The following is a 2,366-nucleotide window of genomic DNA, read 5'->3' as shown; positions in this document are numbered from 1 at the left end:
TTTTTGGGGATTGCCCATCAGGTCCAGCAGCTTCTTAATCCGGTCCAGTCCCAAACTCATACCAAAGACATTGAGCTCCTCAAGATATTCCATTGACTCTGAATAATTCATAATATCCCCCACAAAGCAGAGGGACCGCTCACGCCGCCCCTCCACACACAACTCTATTACAATTTGGCCAAATCAGCCAGACGGGCCTTTACGGCATCCATCTTCTCCTGATAACCGGCCAGCTTTTCCTTCTCTCCGGCTACCACATCAGCCGGAGCCTTGGCCAAAAAGCCCTCGTTGGACAGCTTCTTGTCCAGACGGGAAATTTCCTTCTCCAGCTTCGCCATTTCACCCTTGAGGCGGGCCGTTTCCTTCTCCACATCAATCAGGTCCTTTAATGGCAGGAAAATTTCCACACCATTTACCACCCCGGCCATAGCATTCTCCGGCTTATCAGCTCCGGCTGGCATATGGGTTACCGGCTCAGCTGAAGCCAAAGCGGTCAGATATCCCTCATTGGCGGCAAATACCGGCCGCAGGGACTCATCAGTAAAATTCAGCACAACCTCACTCTTCTTGCTAGGTGCGGCATTAACCTCCAGTCGCAGAGCCCGGATGGTCTTGATAGCTTCCATGATGGTGGTCATGCTGCTTTCACTGGCTTCATCAATAAGCTCAGCAATGGACTTCTCCTCAGCCGGCCACTGGGAAACCATAATGCTCTTGCCCTCATGTGGAATATGCTGCCAGATTTCCTCGGTAATAAATGGCATAAACGGATGCAGCAGACGCAAAGTGCGTTCCAGAACATAGCCCAAAACATACTGGGCAGTCTGCCGTGGCTTTACATTTTCCTTATCGTACAGGCGGGCCTTGGCCAACTCGATGTACCAGTCGCAAAGCTCGCTCCAGATAAACTCATAAATCAGTCGGCCGGCCTCACCCAGCTCATATTTCTCCAAATTCTCGGTAACACCCTGAGCCGTCTTGGCAAAGCGGGACAAAATCCACTTATCGGCTGTGGTATAGTCCTCCTTGGCTGGAACGAAGCTCTTGTCAAAGCCCTCCAAATTCATCAGCATGAAACGGGAGGCATTCCACAGCTTGTTGGCAAAGTTTCTGGCAGACTCTACCCGTTCGTTGTAGAACCGCATATCATTGCCCGGGGTATTGCCGGTAATCAGCATAAAGCGCAGGGAGTCAGCCCCGTATTCCTCAATCATCTCCAATGGGTCAATACCATTGCCCAAGGACTTGGACATCTTGCGGCCCTGGCTGTCCCGCACCAAACCGTGAATATATACGGTCTTAAACGGAATATCCTTGCCGAATTCCAGCCCCATCATTACCATACGGGCAACCCAGAAGAAAATAATATCATAGCCGGTAACCAAAACTGAAGTTGGATAGAACTGCTTCAACTCCGGGGTTTCCTCCGGCCACCCCATGGTTTCAAACGGCCACAAACCGGAGCTGAACCAGGTATCCAATACATCCTCATCCTGCCGAACATTTTTGCTGCCGCACTTCGGACACTGACAAACATCCTCCCGGGCTACTGTAGTTTCGCCACAATCAGCGCAATACCAGGCCGGAATCCGATGTCCCCACCACAGCTGGCGGGAAATACACCAGTCACGGATGTTATCAAGCCACTGAGTATAAATCTTGGTAAACCGCTCCGGGACAAACTTGATACGGCCATCCCGTACGGCATCAGCCGCTGGCTTGGCCAAAGAGTCCATCTTGACAAACCACTGGGTGGAAATCAACGGCTCAATGGTGGAATGGCAACGGGAGCAATGACCTACGGCATGTTCATGGTCCTCAACGGATACCAGAGCACCAATTTCCTTCAGCTCCTTTACCAGAGCCTTACGGCACTCATACCGGTCCATCCCCTCGTACTTTCCGGCGCCTTCCATCATCTTACCGGTATTGGACAGAACCTTTACCTGCTCCAGATTGTGCCGCAGACCCATTTCATAGTCGTTCGGATCATGGGCTGGAGTAACCTTTACGGCACCGGTACCGAAGGAAGAATCAACATATTCATCAGCAAAGAGCGGAATTACCCGATTAACCACTGGCAGAATAACATTCTTGCCTACCAGCTCCTTATAACGCTCATCATCCGGATGTACAGCTACACCGGTATCACCAAACATAGTCTCCGGCCGGGTGGTAGCTACCTCAACGAACTTGTCCGGCTCCCCTTCTACCTGATAACGGATATGCCAGAGGTGCCCCTGCTCGGTTTCATGCTCAACCTCAATATCGGAAATAGCGGTATTACAATCCGGGCACCAGTTGGTAATACGGGTCCCCTGATAAATAAGGCCTTTTTCATACAGACTTACGAATACTTCACGAAC

Annotated in this window: 1 protein-coding gene; it reads right to left on the bottom strand. The window is 51.1% G+C overall.

The features are described from left to right. Positions 1 to 167: 167 nt before the first annotated feature. Positions 168 to 2,366, bottom strand: a 2,199-nt coding sequence (locus QZV24_RS10145; protein WP_294523480.1) for a valine--tRNA ligase, incomplete at its 5' end; no start/stop codon positions are given.

The organism is uncultured Anaerovibrio sp., from assembly GCA_902786545.1.
Lineage (GTDB): Bacteria > Bacillota > Negativicutes > Selenomonadales > Selenomonadaceae > Anaerovibrio.
Note: the sequence above shows the minus strand (reverse complement) of the source record. Positions and strands in the feature narration are given on the sequence as shown.